The organism is Methylobacterium sp. E-045 (genome assembly GCF_022829685.1).
In the GTDB taxonomy this organism is placed as follows: Bacteria; Pseudomonadota; Alphaproteobacteria; order Rhizobiales; family Beijerinckiaceae; genus Methylobacterium.
On sequence record NZ_JAKSYE010000134.1, the window covers coordinates 75,614 to 95,213 of the forward strand.

Genomic DNA, 19,600 nt, shown 5'->3' on the forward strand with positions numbered 1-19,600 from the left:
GAGATTCGCCGGACCCTGCCGATGCGAGCCGGGCGCCCGGGGGAAACAGCGCCATGAGATCCACGATCGTCGCCACCGGCTGCGCCCTGGCGCTCGCCCTCACCGCTCCGGTACAGGCCGAGGAGGCGGATGCCGCCGCCATCGTCGGCGCCCAGTTCGCGGCCGGCGGCAACAAGCCCGGCGTGCGGGCCAGCGGCGCCAAGGGCGTCTGCGTCACCGGCCAGTTCACCCCCTCCCCCGAGGCGGCGGCCCTGTCGAAGGCGCCGCATTTCGCCAAGCCCGTGCCGGTGACCGCGCGGTTCTCCATGGGCGGCAGCAACCCGGGCATCTCGGACAAGGCCAAGCCCGTGACGCGGGGCTTCGCCATGCGCCTGCGCGACCCGGCCGGGGACCTCGTCCTCGTCATCATCTCGGCCCCGGTCTTCTCGGCGCGCACGCCCCGGCAGCTCCTCGACTTCGCCTCCGTCCGCGCCCCCGGCCCGGACGGCAAGCCCGATGCGGAGAAGGTCAAGGCCTTCGCCGCCGCCAACCCGGAGACCACGAAACAGGCGGCCTGGCTCAACGCGCGCCCGGTCCCGGCGAGCTTTGCCGGCGTCGATTACTGGGGCGTCCACGCCTATACGCTGACCAACGCCCGGGACGAGGCCAAGGTGGTGAAGCTGAAGACCGTGGCGGATGCGGGCCAGCTCGGCCTCACCGACGAGGAGCTGAAGGCCAGGCCCGACAGCTTCTATGCCGACGAGCTGAAGGCGCGTCTGGCCAAGGGACCGGCCAGCTTCTCCCTGGTGGCGATCCACGGCGAGGCCGGCGACCCCACCGCCGACCCGACGGCGCTGTGGCCCGAGGAGGACCGCAAGAGCACGACCCTCGGCACCCTCGCCATCACCGCCCTCGAGCCCGACGCCACCTGCGACGCCGCCACCTTCGATCCGGTGGTGGACCTCCCCGCCGGAATCGCCGGCCCGGCCGACGACCCGATGTTCGCGATCCGCTCGCCGGCCTACGCCGTGTCGCTCTCGCGCCGCGCGCAGTAGGGGACCGCCCGACCACGCCTGCCCGGTCGCGAGGGGATCCCGCGACCGGGCAGGCCGGAGCCGGTGCGGACGTCAGAAGATGAAGCTGCCTTCCGTCACGGACTGCGCCGTGACGCCGAGCAGGATGATCTTGTCGGAATGTCCGGTCTCGCCGGTGAAGGTGATGATCGTGTTGGCCTCGCCGTGGAACGACTGGATCTCAACGCCATGGATGTCGTCGGCGAGGGTGCCGATGTCGATCTTGTCGTGGAACACGTCGAACTTGCGGATCACGTCGCGGCCATCGCCCGAGACGAAGGCGAAGGTGTCGTCACCCGCGCCGCCGAAGAGGGCGTCGGCGCCATGTCCGCCGGCGATGAAGTCGTTGCCCTTTCCGGCCTGGATGCGGTCGGCGCCGTCCGTGCCGGCGATCGTGGAATGGCTGCCGTCCACGCTCTGCGAATAGATCTTCGTACCGGCCTCGACGCCCGTCATGATGAGGGACGCCCCGTCACGCACATAGACCTTCTCGATGCTGGAGAACGTGCTGTCGGTGAGTTCGACGGTGCTGTCCTTCGTGATGAAGAGCAGGTCCGTCCCCTCGTCGCCCTGAACCCGCACGGGCGAGCTGCCGATGACGAGGCGATCGTCGCCGCCCCGCCCGTACAGTTCGTCGGAACCGCCATTGCCGGTCAGCGTGTTGGCTTCATAGTTTCCGGTCAGCACGTCGTCGGAGGTGCTGCCAAGGACGCTCTCGAACCCCGCGAGGTCATCCCCCTCGGCATCACCGCCGGAGCCGTGTCTGGAATTGAGATCGACGGTCACGCCCGCGCTGGAATGCGCGTAGCTCACGGTATCGATGCCGTCGCCGCCGTTCAGATAGTCGCCGCCCGCGCCGCCTTCGATGACGTTGTTGTGCACGTCGCCATCAATGATGTCGCCATACTGCGAGCCGCGAATGTTGGCGATGTTCGAGAATGTATCCTGGACGACGTCGCCTTTGCCATCGTTGGCCGTGCCGCTCGCCATGTCGATGCCCATCCCGTACGAACCGCCGAAGAAGGGCGCATCGAAATGCTCGTAGCTCAGGGTGTTCGTGCCGGCGCCGCCGTCGAACGTGTTGATGCCGCGACCGCCCTCCAGCACATCGTTGCCGCCGCCGCCGTTCAGGACGTCGTTGCCGTCGCCGGTGCGGAACACGTCCCCGAAATCTCCGCCGGTGACCCGGGTGACGTAATCGAAGTCGCTGGAATCACCGGAGAGGCCGGCTTGATCGCTCGACAGGCCGAAGGGAAGGAACTGAAGAGGGTCTCCCGCACCGTCCGCCACCAGGAAGACGAACTGATGTCCGTAGCTGTCATACCCCTGAATCGACGATCCAGGTCCGAAATCAAGCGTCCGGACATTGGGACTGACAGGCTCATAATATCCGGGACTTGAATTCTCGAGATTAAAACCGCCGCCTAACGTATAAGAAAACGTCGCCATCACCGAACCCCGTAGGACAAATCGACACCCTGATGTCCCACGACTCGATAGCCATCAATATTTAAAATATTGTTATGGCATAAACCCCGACTAGACCAATGTAGACATGCCGCTCCGGCAGTCAGTGTCCCCGGTGCCGGTTCCTCGCGGCGTGTCGCCGAGCCGGCCGATGACGCGGCGGCTGTGGCGCGCCCACGGGTTCGGAGCGGGCGTCGCCGGTCGTCCCCAGCCCTACCCGGAGACGATCATCTCCTTGATGCGGCCGGCCAGCGCTTCCATCACGAAGGGCTTGGTGAGCACCTGCATGCCGGGCTCCAGATGGCCGTTGCCGACCACGGCGTTCTCGGCGTAGCCGGTGATGAACAGGATCCTGAGGTCGGGCCGGGCCACCCGCGCCGCGTCGGCCATCTGGCGGCCGTTCATGCCGCCGGGCAGGCCGACATCGGTGACGAGGAGGTCGATGCGCACGTCGGATTGCAGGACCTTGAGGCCGGAGGCGCCGTCCGCCGCCTCGATGGCGGTGTAGCCGAGCTCTTCCAGCACCTCGGTGACGAGCATGCGCACGGTCGGTTCGTCGTCGACGATGAGCACGGTCTCGCCCCGCTGCGCCCGCGGGGCGGGGGCGAACGCGCCGGTCTCGTCCACCTCGGAGGCCTCGCCGTAATGGCGCGGCAGGTAGAGGCACATGGTGGTGCCCTCGCCGAGCTCGGAATAGATCCGCACCTCGCCACCCGATTGCCGCACGAAGCCGTAGATCATCGACAGGCCGAGGCCGGTGCCCTCGCCCAGGGGCTTGGTGGTGAAGAACGGGTCGAAGGCGCGGGCGATCACCTCCGGCGTCATGCCGGTACCGTTGTCGGTGACGCACAGCGAGAGGTACTGGCCGGGATCGAGGTTGCGCTCGCGGGCGGCGTGCCCGTCGAGCCACTTGTTGGCGGTCTCGATGGTGAGACGGCCGCCATCCGGCATGGCGTCGCGCGCGTTGATGCAGAGGTTCAGCAACGCGTTCTCGAGCTGGTTCGGGTCGACCAGGGCCGGCCACAGACCGGCGGAGCCCACCACCTCGATCGTCACCGCCGGGCCGACCGTGCGGCGGATCAGGTCCTCCATCCCCGCGACCAGGGCGTTCACGTTGGTGGGTTTCGGGTCGAGGGTCTGGCGCCGCGAGAAGGCGAGCAGCCGGTGGGTCAGGGCCGCCGCCCGGCGCGAGGCGCCCTGCGCCGCGTTGATGTAGCGGTCGAGCTCGGTCAGCCGCCCCTGCGCCATCCGGGTCTGCAGCAGTTCGAGGCTGCCGGAAATACCCGTGAGCAGGTTGTTGAAATCGTGGGCGATGCCGCCGGTGAGTTGGCCCACCGCCTCCATCTTCTGCGACTGGCGCAGGGCCTCCTGGGTGTGGGCGAGGGCCGCCTCGCGGGCCTTCTCGTCGGTGATGTCGCGGGCCACCGCATAGAACACCTCGCCCACGGGCGCGCTGACCCAGTCGAACCAGCGGTACTCGCCGCCCGCCGTGCGGACCCGGTTCTGGTGGCGCATGGTGCGCCCCTGGCGCATCGCCTCGACCACGCCGGCGCTGACATCGAGGAAATCGGGGTGGATGATCTGCCAGAACGGCGTCGCCAGAAGGGTCGCCTCGTCATAGCCGAGCACCTCGCTCCAGGCCGGGTTCACGCTCAGGAAGCGGCCGTCCAGGGTGCCCGACATCAGGAGGTCGGGGATCAGCGTCCAGATCCGGACGCGCTCCTGGGTGCGCTCGGCGATCTGGCGCTCGAGCTCCGCCCGCGAGCGGGCCAGCACGTCGCGCGCTTCGACGATGTCCTGAATCTCGGTGCAGGTGCCGAACCAGCGCACGATCCGCCCGTCCGCGTCGCGCACCGGCTGCGCCCGTCCCAGCACCCAGCGGTACTGCCCGGAGCGGTGCCGCAGGCGATACTCGATATGGTAGGGTTCGCCGGTGGCAAGGCAGTGATGCCAGACGCTCCAGGCCCTGTCCCGGTCGTCGGGATGGAAGATGCCGTTCCAGCCCGCGCCGTCGGTGCTGCCCGCCGGCACCCCCGTATAATCGTACCAGCGCTGGTTGAAGTAGTCGTGGTGCCCGTCCGGCAGGGTCGACCACACCATCTGGTCGATGGAATCCGCGATGGCCTGGAAGCGCCCCTCGCTCTGGCGCAGGCGCTCCTCCGCCTCCCGGCGCTCGTCGATGTCGATGACCGAGCCGACATAGCCGAGGAACTCGCCCTCGGTGCCGAAGCGCGGGGTGGCCGCGTCGATGGCCCAGCGATAGGTGCCGTCGGCCCGGCGCAGGCGGTACTCGACCCGGAAGGGCTCCTGCGCGGCATTGGCGGACAGGAACGTGTCCGCCGCCAGCCCCTCGTCGTCGGGGTGCGTCGCCTTGGTCCAGCCGAGGCCGAGGGCCTCCGCCTCGGTCTGCCCGGTGAACTCGTACCAGCTCCGGTTGAGGTAGATGCAGGACCCGTCGGGAATCGTCACCCACATCATCACCGGGGCGTGGTCGGCCATGTTGCGGAACCGCGCCTCGCTCTCCGCCAGCGCCTCGGCCTGCGCCCTGCGCTGGGTCTCGTCCCGGGCGATCCGGAGAAAGCCGGGCGAGCGGCCCTGCAGGTCCGGCGGCAGGCGGTGGAGGGAGCCGGCGAGGAAAACCGGCGTCCCGTCCGCGCGCCGGTGCCAGCGCTCCGCATCGGCGCGGCCCCGGTTCACCGCCTCGGCGAGTTCCGCCGCGTCGATTCCGGCCGCCCGGTCCTCGGCCGTGAAGATCATCGCTCCGTCACGGCCGAGCGCGTCGGCGGCGTTCCAGCCCAGCACCTCGGCGGCGCCCGCCGACCAGCTCGTGATGATCCCCTGCGGGTTCATGGTGAGGACGGCGTGGTCGCGGGCGCCCTCCACGACGAGGCGCAGGCGCTCCTCGCGTTCGCGCAGGGCCTCCTCCGCCGCCCGGCGCCCGCTGACGTCCCGGTAGAACACCGAGAGGCCGTTGCCGGAGGGATAGACCCGCACCTCGATCCAGATGTCCCGCTGCGTCGAGGTGTGGCGGTAGGTGAGTTCGGCCGAGGCCCGCTCCGCCATGGCGCGGCGGTAGAGCGGCCAGGTCGGCATCTGCTCGGCATCCGGCCACACGTCGAGGAGGTGACGGCCGAGGATCGCCTCGGGGGGCCGCCCGTCGAGGCGCAGGCCCTCGGCGTTGATGCGGCGGACCCGGAAATCGCGGTCCAGCAGCAGGAAGCCCTCGCCCATCCCGTCGAGGACGCCCCGCACCTCGGCCTCGCTCTCCCGCAGCCGGCTCTCGGCGCTGACCCGGCTCGTCGTCTCGGTGCAGGCGCAGAAGAATCCGGCGACGGTGCCGTCCGCCTCCCGCACCGGCGTGTAGGAGAAGGCGAAATGCGTCTCCTCGGGAAAGCCGTTGCGCTCCATGACGAAGGCGACGTCGTCCATCTGGATGGAGAGGCCCGCATAGGCGTCGGCGACGATGGGCGCGAGGTCGCTCCAGATGTCCGACCAGACCTCCGCGATGGGACGGCCCATCGCCTCCGGGTGCTTGGCGCCCATGAGCCGCGAATAGGCGTCGTTGTAGAGGACGATCCGCGACGGCCCCCAGGTGACGAACATGGGCTGGCGCGCGGCGACCATCATCCCCGTCAGCGTGCGGAGGGACGCGGGCCAGGACGCGAAGGGTCCGAGGGGCGTCGCGGACCAGTCGATCGCCTCGATCAGCGCACCACACTCGCCCCCATCAACGAGGACACTCACTGCCACTGTCTCTCCGTCGCGAGGGTCGATCCGGGATGGCGCGACGCGGGGTCGGATCGCGCGTCCGCACGGGATCGACGTCCCTGCCAACGGCCAAGATCGATCCGCCGTTCCCCGCGGGAGCCCGCGCCGAGGGGGCCTCCGCCGGGGGGAAGGTCTCGCATCGTCATCGCGGCCCGATGACACGGGCCGGTGTCCGATGTCAAAGTCGAGGGCGCCCGCCGGTCAGTATCTCTTGGACGTCAGGATGAGCGCGGCATGAGCGCCGATCGCCGCTCCGTGGCTTGGCCGCAGCCCGGCTATCCTGCTAGAACGATGGACGCGTTACTACCGCTTTTATCGACGAAAGCATGACGAGTTCTGGCATTCCAGAGGCGAAGAACCCCCGGCAGATGCATCTGAGCAGGGTGTCTGCGGACAGCTTTGGCTTCTATCACGATATGATCCGGTCGAGCGGGGCGGCGACCTTTCTCATCGGCGACACATTCGAAGCAACCGTCGCCGCGCAACATTTCGGCCGCCTGACGCTGTACGATCGGCAACTCATCGGCGCCGACCATAGGCGGGATCACGCGCACATTCGGCGCGACGATTTCGAGCACTACTATCTCCAAGTCTTACGATCCGGCCGGGTCGTAAGCGGTCGGCCGGGGGAGGAGCGTCGTCTTGTCCCGGGTGACGCTGTTCTTTTCGATGCGACCCGACCGATGCGGTCGATCGTGGACGATGGCGATCTCGTCACGGTCATCCTGTCCCGTGATCAAGTCGAGGCTGTCGCGCCGGACGTGCGCCATCTGCATGGAAGCGTCCTTCCTAGGGGTGAGACAGGCTCGCTCGGCCAAGCCGTGCTTTCTTTCATCCGCTGTGCATCGCGTTTCCCGGAGACCTCGGCCGCCGGGGTTGGTCACCTGATCACCAGTATGCTCGGCCAGATCCAGGGAAGATCCGATGCCGCCTACAGTGACGCTGTCGGCGAAAGCAATTTGGAGGCATCGCGGCGCCTCAGGGCGGAAATCTTCATCGACAACAACCTCGCGGCAGATTTGAGCGCCGACGCTGTCGCCCGTAGCATCGGTGTTTCCCGGTCTTCTTTGTATCGTGCGATGCAGGCCGTCGGCGGCGTCGAAACGGTCGTCAAGCATCGGCGTGCCGCTCGTCTGCGACTGCTCATATCCCGGCAGGACAAACCAACGTCGATCGGGGTATTTGCGAGAAAGATCGGTTTCTCAAGTATCAGCCACGGCTCACGTGCATTCAAGGACATCTATGGACAATCGCCGAATCAGTTTCGGGCGGCTCTTCGAGCCGACGCAATCTCGGCGGCTCAAGCTCTCTACCCCGGGCGAATGCGGGATTGGTACGGCACGATAAACGACTGAATGGTTGCAGTTGGTTCAGATCTGTACCGCCCTTGCTGTCATCGCCGGCGGGCCGAAGCCGGTGTCGAGACGTGCGTCCTTCCGGCCGACCGGCGTCAGCTTGGTTGGAAAGCGTGGTCCCCGGTTCGAATGACTGAGTCGGGTCGGGACCCGTCTGTCCGTTCCACGACTGGGTTTGGGTGAATTGCGGACGGGTCGTCAGCGATAAGGTCGTGAGATGCGGCCTCATGACAGGCGCCGAAGAGCTTTCAAGCGCGCCACGAGGCAGATGCCGCACTCTTCGATCTCTTCATCTCCTACGAAGAGACCGCTGGTTTCCCTCCAGCGTTCTCAGGGGCGCCGAAGGCGAGCCCGGACCCGGAGGGCCGCGCCAGAGGCGTGCGATCCAGATCCGCCGGGCGGTGCCCTATCAAGCCCACGGAGCGGCTCCGGAGTCCGGGTTCCGCGAGTGTGGACCCGGAATGACGACGTGGCCTGTTCATTGTCATGCCAAACCCCATTAACCCGAGTTCGAAGCCCTGCCGCCATCCCGCCGCGTGTGGACATCGTTGCGCGGCGACTGCATCGCCCTCGTCCGCCCGTCATCCTGCGCTATGACACCCTCCCCTGCATCCCCCCTGACTTCTTCGACACGAGGCCACGACCCTTGCGCATCCTGGCGATCCGCGGCGAGAACCTCGCGAGCCTCGCGGCCCCCTTCTCCGTCGATCTCGCCGGCGGACCCATCGGCGGCACCGGCATCTTCGCCATCACCGGCGAGACGGGGGCGGGCAAGTCCACCATCCTCGACGCCCTCTGCCTCGCCCTCTACGGGCGCTATCCGCGCGTGGCGACCAGCGGGCGCGAGCGGGCGCCGGATCCCGGCGGCGATCCCATCACCATCGGCGACGAGCGGGCGATCCTGAGGCGGGGGGCGACGGAGGGCTTCGCCGAGGTGGATTTCATCGGGCGGGACGGACAGGGCTACTGCGCCCGCTGGTCGGTCTACCGGGCGCGGGGCAAGGCCAACGGCCGCCTCCAGAACAAGTCCCGCTCCCTCACCCGGCTCGCGGACGGGGGCTCCGTCGGCGACAGCAAGGCCGGCCTCGTCGACGCGGCGATCTGCGACCTCACCGACCTGACCTTCGACCAGTTCCGCCGCACCGTCCTGCTGGCGCAGGGGGAGTTCGACGCCTTCCTCCTCGCCGCCGAGGGCGAGCGCGCGGAACTCCTGGAGAAGATCACCGGCACGGCGATCTATTCCGAGATCTCGAAGCGGATCCATGCCGGGGCCGAAGCGGAGCGCGGCAAGGTGAAGGAGCTGGAGGCCCATCGCGACGCCGTCGGCCTCCTCGACGAGGCGGCGCGGGCGGAGAAACACGCCGAGCGGGCGCGGCTCCGGGCCGAGGTGGCGGAGCTCTCCGGCCGGCTGGCGGGGCTCAATGCGGCGCTCGCCCATGCCCGGCGCATCGCCGACACGCGGGGCCAGGTCTCGGCGGCCGAGAGCCGCCTCACCGTCGCGCGCGCGGCCTTGGAGACCCATCGGCCCGACAGCCTGCGGCTCGCCGAACTCGACGCGGTGGAGCCCCTGCGCGAGCCGGCGCGGAATGCGGCCAGGGCGGAGCGGGATCTGACCGCCGCCGAGGCGGCCCTGGTGCGGGCTCTCGCGTCGCGCGGGGAGGCCGAGGCGCGGGCCGGGGCCGCGCGGGAGGCCCATGACGAGGCGGCCAGGGCGGACGAGGCATCGGAGACCGGGTTCAAGGCGTTCGGGCCGGTCTGGACGCGGGCGGCCGAGCTCGACACCCGGATCGCCGAGGCGGCCACCGAATCCGCCCATGCCGCCGAGGCCGCCGCCGCCGCCGAGGCGAAGGCGGTGGAAGCCCGTACGGCGCTGACCTCCCTGGATGCCGGCCTCGCGGCGGCGGAGACCGCCCGCCAAGAGGTCGCCGCCCGGTTCGCGGCCGATACGGGCGGCGCCTTCCTCGCCGGCCGGGCGGAGGAGGCCGAGCAGCTCTTTGCCAAGCGCGCGACCCTCGGCGCGGAACTGGCCGAGGCGAAGGCTCATCTGCGCACGGCCACGGACGAGGCCTCCCGCCGCGCGGCCGCGATCGCCACGGGGGACCGGGCGATCGCGCAGGCGAAGGTCGCGCGGACGGAGGCGGCCGAGCACCGGACCGGCCTCGCCGCCGCCCTGGACGAGATCGGCGACGGTGCGGCGCGGACGCGCCTGGGCACGATCGACCGCCTCGCCGAGCACCTGCGCGAGGCGCTGCCCCTGGCGCGGGGCCACGGGGACGCGTCCCTCGCCCTTGAGCGCGCCGCGACGGAGGCGCAGGCCGCCCGCCGCGCCGACGAGGCCGCGCGGCTCTCCGGGGAGGAGGCCGCCGCCCGGCAGGCCCACGCCGTCGAGCGGCGGCAGGCCGTCGCCCCCCTGGCGGAGCTCGCCGAGGAGGCCGTCTCGCAGCAGGCGGCGCATCTGCGCAGCCTGCTGGCGGAGGACCAGCCCTGCCCGGTCTGCGGCGCCACCGACCATCCCCATGCCCGGAACCAGGACGGGCTCGGGCGGGTCGCCGAGGCGCTGAAAGCCCAGCGCGCGGAGCAGGACGCGGCCATCGCCGCCGCCCAGCAAACCCTGGCGGAGGCCGCGTCCGCCCGCGCCGCCGCCGGGGCGAGGCTGCGCAACGCCGAACAGGCGGCGGCGTCCGCGCGCGAGTCGCAGGGTCGCGCGGCGGCCGCCTATGCCGATCTGCGCCCGCACCTCCTCGCCACGCGAGGCGAAGCGGGGATGGGCGGGACCATCCCGGAACGGCTCGATGCCGAGGTGGCGCCCGCGCTCACTGCCCTCGTCGAGGCCCTGAAGCGCGCCCGCGCCCCGCTGCTCTCCGCCCTGGAACGGGCCGGCACCCTGCGCGCCGAGATCGACGCGCTGACCGCGCGGATCGAGGCGGGAGCGGGGGAGATCGAGGCGGCGGAACTCCTGCGTGCCGCCGAGGGCGAGGCCCTGCGTCGCGCCGAACTCACCGCCAACGGCGAGACGGTCCGCATCTCGGGCCATACGGAGCGGGTCGAGTCCCTCGGCCGCGAGATCGCGCCCTATCTGGCGGGCGCCGGCCTGTCGCTGGCCGATCTCGACCGGGACGGGGCCGGTGCGGCCCGGCGCGTGGCCGAGATCGCCGCCGCGCACCGCGCCCTCGACCGGCGTCGGGACGAGCTCGACCGCGAGGCCCAGTCCCTCGCCTCCCGGCGGGCCGGCGCGGCCGAGGCCCTGGGTTTCACCCGCGCCGCCGCCGACGCGGCCGGACGCCAGGCCCTGGCCCGCTTCGACAGGCTCGCCGGCCTGCGGGCGGAGCGGGCCCCCCTCCTCGACGGTGAGGAGACGGGGGCGCACCGAACCCGGATCAACGCATCGCGAAAACTCGCCCGCGACGCGCTCAAACACGCCGAGGAAGCCCGCGCCGCCGCCCTTGCCGCCCTCGCCTCGGCGGTGACGGCGGCCGAGCACGGGGCCGCCGCCCGCGACGCGGCCCGGCGCCTGCGCGAGGAGGCCGATGCCGCCTTCCTCGCCGCCTGCGCCCCGCGCGGCGTCGAGGCGGTGCGGGAGGCCCTGGCCCTGCCCCCGGAAATCCGCGCGTCCCTGCGCCGGGCCGTCGATGCGCGGACCCTGGAAGCGCGCGAAGCGGAGACCGCCCTCGCGACGCGGGCTGCCGACCTCGCCCTCCTCCTCGATGCGCCGGAGATCGACGCGCCCGCCACGGAAGCGGCGGCGTCCGGCCTCGCCGAGACGATCACCGCGCATCAGCAGGGCCTCGGCGCCATCACGGCCGATCTCGACCGGGACGACGCGGCGCGGGTGCGGGCGGCCGGATTGGAGGCGACCATCGCCGGGGCGCGGGCCGATCACGCCGTCTGGGAAGCGGTGAACGAGGCCGTGGGCTCGGCCAGCGGCACCAAGTTCCGCCTCTTCGCCCAAGGGGTGACCCTGGAACATCTGGTCCGGCTCGCCAACGAGCACCTGCTGGCCTTGAGCCCGCGCTACCGGCTGGTGCGCGGCGACCCGGCCAACCTCTCCCTCCACGTGGTCGACCGCGACATGGGCGAGGAGGTGCGCGCCACCCGCAGCCTCTCGGGCGGCGAGCGCTTCCTCGTCTCCCTGGCGCTGGCCCTCGCCCTGTCGGGCCTGGAGGGCCGCGACTCCTTCGTCGACACCCTCTTCATCGACGAGGGCTTCGGCTCCCTCGACGCCGAGACCCTCGACCTCGCCGTGGACGCCCTGGAGACGCTGCAGGGCCGCGGCCGCAAGGTCGGCGTCATCACCCATGTGGCGGCGATGATCGAGCGTATCGCCGTGCAGGTCCGGGTGGAGAAACGCGGCAACGGCCGCAGCGTGGTGAGCGTCGTGGAGGCCGGGGCGGGGTGAGGCCGCTCTTGCGGGCGGACCGCGTCCGTCTCCCCCTTGCGGGGAGAGGTCAGGCGTGGGGGTGGCTGCGCCAGCCTCCATGAGCGGAGGGTCGCCCCACCTCCCACTCCTCCCCGCAAGGGGGAGAAGGGCAGGACTGTGCAGCCCGCGACATGCGTGAAGGCGGTGGCCTGGAAAGAGAGGGGACCAGCGTCAGTAGTCCCGGCCCGAACTCTTGGCTGCCTCAGACGAAGAACCCCGAATCCACCTGCGACGGCCGGATGTGATCCAGTTCGACCGTGCCGCCGCCCGAGAGGGTGAGCAGGGCATCGCCGTCCGAGGAGCGGCCGACGGAGTAGCTCTGTCCGGACAGGTCGATCCGGTCGCCGCTGGAGACGCTGAAATCGAACAGCGTGTCGTCGCCCGAATGGAGGTCGAACACGGTTCGGTTGGCGCCCGCGCCGAGGAAGAGCACATCGTCGCCGCGCCCGCCGGTCAGGACGTTGCTGCCCCGGCCGCCGATGAGGACGTCGTGGCCCCATCCGCCGCTGAGCGTGTCGTTGCCCGCGCCGCCATCGAGGCGGTCGTTGCCCAGGCCGCCGCTGAGCCGATCCGCGCCGTCGTTGCCGTAGAGCCGGTCGTGTCCGGCCCCGCCGTTCAGCACGTTGTCGCCCGCATTGCCGCGCAGGGCATTCGCCAGGTCGTTGCCGACGGCCCTGGCGGCCTTGCCGATGAGGATCAGGTGCTCGACATTCTCGCCGAGGGCGTAGGAGACGCTGCTGCGCACGGAGTCGGTGCCCTGGCCGGCCCTTTCCACCACCGTGTCGCGCCGGTCGTCGACGAGGTAGGTGTCGTTTCCGGTCAGGCCGAACATCGTGTCCGAGGAAAGACCGCCGTCCAGGCGGTTATCGGCCGTGTTGCCGACGATCCGGTCATGCCCGCGGCCACCGATGGCGTTCTCGATCAGGGAGCGCAGGTCGCCCTGGTGCAGCAGCGCGTTGGCGACGTTGCCGACCGCGATCGCGTCGCCGCCGCTATAGGCCTGGTGGTTCACGAGCTGCGCCGGGGAGAAGGTCGAGAACGCCCCCGGGCGCAGGTCCACATCGAGGGCGGTCGCGTAATTGGAGAGGTCGTAGGTGTCCCGGCCGTTGCCGTCCCAGATCGTCATCGAGATCGTGTTGGCGGTGGGAGCGCCCTGGCCGATGCCGTCGATGGACATCTCACCGGTCTTGGCGTCCCAGCGATAGGTCGTGTTGCCGCTGTTGGTGTGGAAATTGGCGCCGTAGAGGAACTGCAGGGCCGCGATGTCGTCCTGCATGTAGGTCTGAGGCTGGTTGAACCCCTCGCCTTCGAAGGAAGGGCCGGGATTGGTCGGGTCGGACCGATAGGTCATCAGGGACCAATCCTGCCCGTCCCTCTCCAGGGGAAGCGCCGCCGTGCCGTAGCGGGGCGGGCTGCCGACGAGGCCGAGTTCGGCATTCAGGGGCGCGTTCGTGTAATCCTGGTGGCCATGCTTCAGGCCGAGCGCATGCCCGATCTCGTGCATGGTCGTCGCCTGCCCCCAGTTTCCGATCGCCGGAACGCTGTAGAAGGGCTGATGGGAATAGGTTCCAAACCAGACATCCCCGGCCTGGAGATTGCTCGACGGGAAGTTGGCATGAGCCCCTCGCTCGCCCCGCCAGCTGGTCTGACTGAAGCGCAGATCGGCATGGGTCGTGGCGGTCTCGGTGATCTCCTGGAAGGTCAGGTTGGTGTAGGCGGCCACGAGGTCGAGGGTGTAGCGCGTCGCCTCCTGCTGCTGCGGATTGAAGGGCAGGTGGTAGACGGGGTCGCCATGCTGACCCTTGCTGTCCTCGTAACCGGACCCTTCGTAGAAGCTCCCGCTGGTCGGGAAGCTGTAGGTCAGCGTGCCGATCGTCCATTTCGAGCCGATCAGGACCGCGTCGATAGAGTCCTCCCCGGAGAAATGGAACGTCCCGTCGCGGTCCCGGACCTGAAACAGCAGGGCGGTCTTGCCGTCGCTGCGGCTGGTCTGTGCTGAACCCGGTACGGCCATCGTCTCGCGCCTTCACAATCGAGCGTGATTGTCCGCGCCGTGATGGCCAGCCGGGAGGATGGTTCGTATCGACGGCGCTCAGGGCTGACATCTTGAGGCCTGACCGGTTAAAACATGGCTTAACGCATCGCGGATCGCGGCCGAGCGGGCGTGTCGTCCGCTCAGCCCGCGGGCGGCGCGAGGCCAGCCGGTGGTGGAAATCTGTCGCTTGGTACCTGCGCCGAACGTCTGGACCGGGTTGGGTAGCGGACCCTGGCCGTGCGTCCGGAAGCGGCCGTTCCGCCTCCGACCCAGCCCGGTCGCCTGGAGCGTCCTGGGCGCATCTCCAAAGCGACCGTTCCTCAGCCGTCGGTCGACGGCAGCTCGGGATGGAAAGCGGGGGGTGTCGCAAGTCCCGTGAAGCCGTTGCGTCAAACCGTTTCGCCCAGCCCTCGATTGCCGATAGCGATGGCCTGTTCCGCCGATGTGACGAGCCAAGCGCTGATGGACTCGGCGGTCTGATCCCGGGGATCGCGCCACCGCGCCATCTGCATTTTCGAACAGGTCTGCATCTCGTCAGGCCCGGTCAGAGGGATCAGCCGCCGGTGCCGTAACGCATCCGCAGCGAGCAGCGAGCGGGCCAGGGCTACACCGTTGCCATCCGCCGCCGCCTGCAGCGAGTTCCCGATGTCGCGGAAGCGGATCGCTTCATGACCGACGCGGCCCCGGAGCCACGTGGCCCAGGACCATTCCCGCCCGGTTTCCTCGCCCCGACGGCCTTTTGCAAGCAGAGGCAGCGAGTGCCAGTCTTGGTCGGGGCCTTTGGTGTCTAGCAAACCCGGCGCGGCAACGGGAAAGACGCTCTCGATCGGGAACGGCAGTTCGCAGGGGGCCACCAACCGGCCGGCACGCGGCAACCAGAGCAGGGCAAGATCGACCTCGGCGCGTGCGGCCTCGACTGCCGTGTCCCAGGTCACGACCTCCACGGAGAGATCCGGGAAGGCACCGCACAAAGCCGGCAGGCGCGGCGATAGCCACCACGCCAACAGGGGCGTGCTGAGGCCAAGTCGGAACACACGCTGTCCCGAATGTCCGACGATCCGCCGCCGCATACCTGCCAACGTGCCGAGCAATGGGCCGAGTTCCTGGGCTAGCCGCGCACCCGCCTCGGTGACGCGCAAACCCGGGTTTAGGCGTTCGAGCAATGGAACGCCGAAGTAGTTCTCCAGGGCTCGGATACGATGGCTGACGGCACTCTGTGTCAGCCCCAGTTCGTCGCCGGCCAGCGTCATGCTGCCATGCCGCAGCACGGCCTCGAAGGCGAGTAAGGCGGCGAAGGGGGGCATCCTGGGCGAGTATAACGACACACCGCATTAAATATCTTCATATGGAGGGGAGCAATGCTCATTTGCTGCCGAGGTGCGTTCTGCCTCAACTCTGGGCAATGCAGCGCACCGCCGAACAGCTCGCCTGGACCCACCGGAGCCGCTTGACCGCGGCCACGATTGGCCTCGCCGCCGCCTTGACGAACTTCGATGTGACCTCGGTCGTGGTCGTCCTGCCCTCGATCGGGACGACCCTCGGCATCCCGGTCGCGAACTGGGCCTGGATCATCGACGCCTACAGCCTCGCCTTCACCGCGACGCTGCTCGTCGCAGGAGCCCTGGCTGACCGTTTCGGCCGCCGCCGCATGCTCCTCATTGGCAACGCTGGCTTCCTCGTAGCGTCCCTCGCCTGCGGCCTCGCCTGGAACAGCTCCGTCTTCCTGGCTGCCCGCGCGGCACAGGGTGCCGCCGCGGCCTTCCTCGTGACCGGGGGCTTCGCCTCGATCGCAACCGTGTTCCCAGAGCCGGAAGCGCGAGCACGCGCCTTCGGGATTGCCGGCGTGGCCTCGGGGGTCGCCATGGCGCTGGGGCCGACCCTCGGCGGCATCATCGGCACCGGGCTGGGCTGGCGCTGGATCTTCCTCGCCAACCTACCCTTCTGTGCCCTCATTGCGCTCGCCGTGCCACAACTCGTGGTCGAGTTGCGCGATGGCACGGGCAAACCGCTGGATTGGCTCGGGGTCGCGATCTTGACCCTCACCTTGGGACTGATCATCCAGGCGATCTTGGAGGCTCGCCATGCCCCCGTGCGGATGGCGGTTGGGCTGGGGGCGGGGGCCGCCCTCGGCGGATGGTTCGCCATCCGCCAGCGCCGGCAGGCGCGGCCGATGCTCGACCCGGCCCTTCTCACCAGCCGCCCCATGATCGGCGTGACTGTCCTGCTGATGGCCGTCTCGGTGGGCTACTGGTCAGTCCTCGTCTACCTGCCCCTATACCTTGGAACCGCCTTCGGATGGACAGCCGAGACGGTCGGGCTGGCTATGCTAACAGCGACATTACCCATGCTCGTCGTGCCGCTGTTCGGAGACCGCCTGGTCGCGCGCCTGGGTTGGCGAAGGCTCTTCACGGTTGCACTGGGGCTGATCGCGCTCGGCGGGGCTGCTCTCGTTCTGTCGGCACTCGTGGGGCCGGCCGCCCGTGTCTGGACATTCGCCGGAATGGCGTTGATCGGGTTGGGAGCCGCACTGTCCCATCCGCAGCTCTCCGGTGCGGTGATCTCGCTCGCGCCGCCGGAGGCCAGCGGCATGGCCTCGGCCCTGACCGTGATCGCGCGACAGGCGGGGTTCGCACTAGGCGTGGCCATGCTCGGTGCACTGACGCCCATCGGCTTGAACGTCGTCGGCTTCGCGTGGCCCTTCGGCTCTGCAGCCATTGCAGCGGTCTGCGGTGTGTTCGCTTGCCTACGGCTGCTACCCCCCTCGAGCGGCGGGATCAGGTCCTGATCCCGACCCAGGCCATGACGAGTCTGTATCCACTGTTGGTCGTGAGCGGCCCCGCGGCTATGTCCGCCTAAATGGATCTACCGTCCGAAGGCGGACCGACGGAAATCCACCCAACCCGGACGTCGGCGTCTGGCTTAACAGCCTACCAGCGGACGTTCCCAGTTCCCGCAAAGGGTCGGGAGGGGACCCGAGGCATGGGTTCCATCCGTCGGATTTCGAGCACGGGAGGCCTGCCCCGAAAACCCGTTTGACTTGGTTGTCCCAGACTTCGTCTCATCCTGAGATGGTCTGCCGGGGCGATCCATGCTGGCATCAGCCTACGCATCGACAGTCGATCTGGCAGGCTCTGAGAACAAGCGGTGCTCGCCATGACTACGGCTATCGCATGGGAGAGGCGTCGACGATTCATGATCATCGTTCCCGGTCCTGCTCGCTTCGCATCCCGGCGGTGCACAGTCGCGTTCCGAGACGAACACCCGCTCGTCGCCGTTCCGGACGGCGACGAAGGGAGCCCCCTCGCCGGCGCCGCCGCTAGAGCGCTCTGCGCCGAAGTGGATGCCGGTTCGGCGAAGAAGAGCGTGGCACAACAAAGGTTTGGAGATGCGTCCCGACCCAACGTGGTCGGGCGCAGCTCTAGCGGCGGTCCAATGGAGTGACGTCAGCCGGCGGCGAGGGGAGAGCGATCGAAACCGTCGAGGAGATCCTGCGGGTCGCGGTAGAGGGCGATGCAGCCGGCCCCCAGAAGGTCCGCCGCCGGGACGCCGCCGCACAGGACGCCGATCGTCGACAGGCCGGCCTTGGCGGCGGCCTCCGCATCGTAGGGGGTGTCGCCGACGACAACGATCGAGCGTGCCTCGAGGGGGGCGAGTTTCTCCAGCGCCGCCTCGAAGATGTCGGGATGGGGCTTGGAGCGCTCCGCGTCGTCCGAGGTGGTCACCACGTCGACGAGATCGGCGATGCCCAGGATCTCCTGGTAATGCGCGACTTCGTCCTTCTTGCCCGACGACCCCAGGGCGATCCGCAGGTCCGCCGCCCTGATCCGCTCGAACAGGGCCCTCACCCCGGGGAACGGCCGCACCCGGTCGAGGTAGTCGCGCTTGAACAGGTCGGAGCGGTAGGCCTCGATGGTCTTGCCCTCGCGCTCCACCCGGTCCGGCGGCAGGAACACCGGCATGAGTTCATCGCCGCCCTTGCCGATCTGGCTCCGGACCGTGGCGGGATCGGCCTCCACCCCGAAATGGGCGAAGGCCTCGACCCAGGCCCGGGCATGGAGGTCCACGCTGTCGAGCAGCGTTCCGTCGATGTCGAAGATCACTGCGCGCATGTGCGGCCCCCTCAGCCGACAACCGTCATGCGGATGCGCCGTTCCGCCGTACCGACGCGACGGACCGAGGGATGGCGGTCGAAGAGGGGGTCGCGTGGCGGTCGAAAGGGGGGGGGGGAGCGTGGCGGTGCCGGGCAGGGTCCCGTTCCCCATCGGAGATGCCGATCGGAGTGTGGCGGCGTGCCGCCCCGATACGCCGATTGGCATTATCATGCTATATTTTACATCACCCCGGCCGGGTGTATGGCACTTTCTTTCTTGACCCGAGCGAGCGCCGTTTGCCCGATGATGAGCCATCACTGCCTCGACCCCCATGATTCCTACGCCCAGGCGGAGGTGCTGGTCACATTCGAGGGAGCATTCCCGGACGTCCACCTCGTGTCGGCCATCGACGGCGACGGTGACGACATCCTCCCGGACCTCATCGACGAACAAAGGCGCGACCTGATCCAGGAGATCGCCGCGTTCTACTGCGGGGCACGGACGGCGGCGTGACCCTCGATCATCGCGCGATCATCGATGACGCTTCTCTGTCCGCAACACCGTCCACGACGTCTTTCGCGCATCTCGGCTCTGCGAACCGGCTCAGCCCTTCGTCCCCTGGAAGGGACGAAACAACCAGGCGAGGCGCTTGGCGTCGGCCTCCTCGCCCCCGGCCGCTTCGGTCGCGGCCTCCTCGGACCCGATCCCGCTGGGCTTCCCGGCATCCTCGTCTTCCAGCGTCTCGACCATCTGCTCGAGCAGCGGCGGCAGCCTCATCTCGTATTTTTCGAGGATGATGGCCGCGTCCAGCAAGGCGTGAATGTGAGCTTTTGGAATGGGTTGGCTGGCGATCTGCGCGTTCAGGACGCGGTCCGCCAGAAGGCTTGCGAGGCGTGAGACCTCGGACAGCCGGCCGGCGGGGTCCGAGGCTGTGGAGGACGGCTCCGGGCTCTCGTTCATGGCACATGGTCCTCCCCCACCAGGTGCTTAACCCATTCTCCGCCATCTCCCTACATCCGCCGGACGCTTCGTTGTCCCGGTGGACGACCACCGGACCACCGCGCCGGCAGCGTCGACGACGCCGGTCCCTGCCGGGGTTGTCTCGTGGCGCACCCGCCTATGCGGCGCCGTCGAAGGCCGTCTCCGGGGGGCCATCGTCTCAGCGGGCTTCGCGCCGAAGGCCACGCCCATGCGACAGAAATGTTGATATTTTTCAATGGCTTGAGCGGAAGCAGCCCTTGGCTCGCCCATGCGAGCGGGCGTAGCGAGCCCCCGAGATCCGATGGGGGATCGGTGCGTCGGCAGGCCCCTCAGTCGTTCACCGAGGTCCGGCCCTTCGGGACCCGCGAGAGGCGCCTCAGGCCCGCTACATCAGTCAGCCACGGAGCCGTGGCCGGCGTCGGCTGTTGATCTGG

The 19,600-nt window shown here is 69.3% G+C and carries 11 protein-coding genes; 5 read left to right on the plus strand and 6 right to left on the minus strand.

All coding sequences use genetic code 11. The features are described 5' to 3' along the window. Window positions 1-53 precede the first annotated feature (53 nt). Window positions 54-1,034 (plus strand): catalase family peroxidase, encoded by a 981-nt coding sequence (locus MKK51_RS26090; RefSeq protein WP_243982613.1) that lies wholly within the window; start codon window positions 54-56, stop codon window positions 1,032-1,034. A gap of 72 nt (window positions 1,035-1,106) precedes the next feature. Here MKK51_RS26090 and MKK51_RS26095 read toward each other — a convergent pair whose 3' ends face one another. Together MKK51_RS26095 and MKK51_RS26100 are read right to left on the minus strand one after the other, a co-directional pair. Beyond that, a complete protein-coding gene (locus MKK51_RS26095) occupies window positions 1,107-2,342 on the minus strand; it encodes a calcium-binding protein (protein WP_243982615.1) in 1,236 nt (411 codons plus the stop codon). Window positions 2,343-2,732: 390 nt separating this feature from the next. Further along, window positions 2,733-6,263, minus strand: a complete 3,531-nt coding sequence (locus MKK51_RS26100) for a PAS domain S-box protein (RefSeq protein ID WP_243982617.1) — start codon at window positions 6,261-6,263, stop codon at window positions 2,733-2,735. A gap of 350 nt (window positions 6,264-6,613) precedes the next feature. Here MKK51_RS26100 and MKK51_RS26105 point away from each other — a divergent pair, with 350 nt between their 5' ends. Both MKK51_RS26105 and MKK51_RS26110 read left to right on the plus strand, forming a co-directional pair. Beyond that, entirely contained in the window at window positions 6,614-7,642 is a 1,029-nt protein-coding gene (locus MKK51_RS26105) for a helix-turn-helix domain-containing protein (RefSeq protein ID WP_243982619.1), read from the plus strand. A 646-nt stretch (window positions 7,643-8,288) separates the two neighbouring features. Further along, window positions 8,289-12,038 carry an AAA family ATPase gene (locus MKK51_RS26110; RefSeq protein ID WP_243982620.1) on the plus strand — a complete coding sequence of 1,250 codons (3,750 nt, stop codon included), beginning with the start codon at window positions 8,289-8,291 and terminating at the stop codon, window positions 12,036-12,038. A 223-nt stretch (window positions 12,039-12,261) separates the two neighbouring features. Here the strand turns inward: MKK51_RS26110 and MKK51_RS26115 are convergent, their stop codons facing one another. Then, entirely contained in the window at window positions 12,262-14,073 is a 1,812-nt protein-coding gene (locus MKK51_RS26115) for a M10 family metallopeptidase (RefSeq protein WP_243982622.1), read from the minus strand. Window positions 14,074-14,483: 410 nt separating this feature from the next. Next, on the minus strand, window positions 14,484-15,398 hold the full coding sequence (locus MKK51_RS26120) for a LysR family transcriptional regulator (RefSeq protein WP_243982624.1): 915 nt from the start codon (window positions 15,396-15,398) through the stop codon (window positions 14,484-14,486). A 143-nt stretch (window positions 15,399-15,541) separates the two neighbouring features. Here MKK51_RS26120 and MKK51_RS26125 point away from each other — a divergent pair, with 143 nt between their 5' ends. Further along, a complete protein-coding gene (locus tag MKK51_RS26125; RefSeq protein ID WP_243982626.1) occupies window positions 15,542-16,879 on the plus strand; it encodes an MFS transporter in 1,338 nt (445 codons plus the stop codon). Between the two features lie 658 nt (window positions 16,880-17,537). On the opposite strand, the gene MKK51_RS26130 is transcribed toward MKK51_RS26125, so the two are convergent. Next, window positions 17,538-18,203, minus strand: coding sequence for an HAD family hydrolase (locus tag MKK51_RS26130; RefSeq protein WP_243982628.1), 666 nt, complete (start codon window positions 18,201-18,203; stop codon window positions 17,538-17,540). A gap of 285 nt (window positions 18,204-18,488) precedes the next feature. Between MKK51_RS26130 and MKK51_RS26135 the strand changes: the two genes are divergently transcribed. Beyond that, a complete protein-coding gene (locus MKK51_RS26135) occupies window positions 18,489-18,698 on the plus strand; it encodes a hypothetical protein (RefSeq protein WP_243982631.1) in 210 nt (69 codons plus the stop codon). 90 nt (window positions 18,699-18,788) lie between these two features. Here MKK51_RS26135 and MKK51_RS26140 read toward each other — a convergent pair whose 3' ends face one another. After that, a complete protein-coding gene (locus tag MKK51_RS26140; RefSeq protein ID WP_243982633.1) occupies window positions 18,789-19,145 on the minus strand; it encodes a hypothetical protein in 357 nt (118 codons plus the stop codon). Window positions 19,146-19,600: the final 455 nt, after the last annotated feature.

Bases quoted from the DNA above. Each gene is read 5' to 3' on its own strand.
- MKK51_RS26140 (WP_243982633.1), bottom strand. From the start codon at position 19,145: ATGAACGAGAGCCCGGAGCCGTCCTCCACAGCCTCGGACCCCGCCGGC.
- MKK51_RS26115 (WP_243982622.1), bottom strand. From the start codon at position 14,073: ATGGCCGTACCGGGTTCAGCACAGACCAGCCGCAGCGACGGCAAGACC.
- MKK51_RS26130 (WP_243982628.1), bottom strand. From the start codon at position 18,203: ATGCGCGCAGTGATCTTCGACATCGACGGAACGCTGCTCGACAGCGTG.
- MKK51_RS26090 (WP_243982613.1), top strand. From the start codon at position 54: ATGAGATCCACGATCGTCGCCACCGGCTGCGCCCTGGCGCTCGCCCTC.
- MKK51_RS26105 (WP_243982619.1), top strand. From the start codon at position 6,614: ATGACGAGTTCTGGCATTCCAGAGGCGAAGAACCCCCGGCAGATGCAT.
- MKK51_RS26120 (WP_243982624.1), bottom strand. From the start codon at position 15,398: ATGCCCCCCTTCGCCGCCTTACTCGCCTTCGAGGCCGTGCTGCGGCAT.
- MKK51_RS26135 (WP_243982631.1), top strand. From the start codon at position 18,489: ATGATGAGCCATCACTGCCTCGACCCCCATGATTCCTACGCCCAGGCG.